At 48.8% G+C, this 1059-nt stretch carries 1 protein-coding gene; it reads left to right on the top strand.

Annotated elements, in window-relative coordinates; genetic code table 11:
- Positions 1-1032 (top strand): peptidoglycan-binding protein (locus R7M72_RS25840; RefSeq protein ID WP_318056562.1); only part of this gene is annotated, 1032 nt, incomplete at its 5' end.
- Between the last annotated feature and the right edge of the window lie 27 nt (positions 1033-1059).

The following is a 1059-nucleotide window of genomic DNA, read 5'->3' as shown; positions in this document are numbered from 1 at the left end:
TACACGACGCTCTTCCGATCTCGTTTGCACACGGCTGGTGGCGATCAGCAACTGTTTCATCGTAGTTCCAGTAAGTTGATTGCGAAGTATAGCCATGGCATTCCGCGTCTCATCAACCTGATTTGTGATAAAGCATTGAATATGAGTTATCACCAGGGCAGTGTCGTTGTCGATAAACAGACGGTGCAACAAGCCTGCGAAGAAGTCATGCAGTTTCAGGCAGACATTTACCAGCAAGATAAACCTCGTCAGTCATTTACATGGCCAGCGTGGGGATCGGCTGCTATTGGTGTAATGGCAGCGGTTGGTGTTGGCTGGGCTGCAATAAATTACATGCCAGTGAAGCCTAAGACTGCGATGTCGGAAGTCCCCGTTGCTGCGTCTTCGTCTACTCCTGCTCCTCTTATGGCAAGTGAGCAGCTAACTGATGCACAGCGCGATATGCTGTTGGCGCAGAAACAATCCAATCTTGCCGTGAATGATCTTTACCGCCTTTGGGGATATCGAGCATCAGTGCGCGATAATCTTTGCTTGTCTGAGCCTCAATCCACCATGCGTTGTGAAAGAAAAATGGCAACGTGGCCCTTGCTGATGCAGCAAAATCGACCGGTTATTTTAGAGCTGAATTATCAAGGCGATGTTGGTTACGTGATTTTGTATGCGGTTGGCAACGACCAAGTAGAAGTGCTCAATGGCAAACAGCGTCTACGTTTGCCTGTTTCGTGGCTGAAACCTATGTGGCAGGGCAACATCATTGAATTGTGGCAAGCGCCGCTTAAAGAGACGTTGCGTTTAGATATGGAAGGGCCGGCGATAGAAGTGCTTGACCAATTGCTTGCCAAAGCGGTGAGTGAATCACCACTGGAAACGTCTATTTTTGACGGTGCGTTAAAAGAGCGAGTGGAACTGTTCCAACGTTGGCAGGGCATCGGTGTGGATGGCATTGCGGGTCATCGCACGTTAGAGCGCTTACAACAAACTGTGCAACCTAATGCGCCAACACTAGCAAGCATTAACAAGGAGGAGGCGTAATGTCAGTCATCAAACATGTTGGATTCT

The sequence above is a fragment of the Vibrio sp. YT-18 genome (genome assembly GCF_033337345.1).
Taxonomy (GTDB): domain Bacteria; phylum Pseudomonadota; class Gammaproteobacteria; order Enterobacterales; family Vibrionaceae; genus Vibrio; species Vibrio alginolyticus.
Note: the sequence above shows the minus strand (reverse complement) of the source record. Positions and strands in the feature narration are given on the sequence as shown.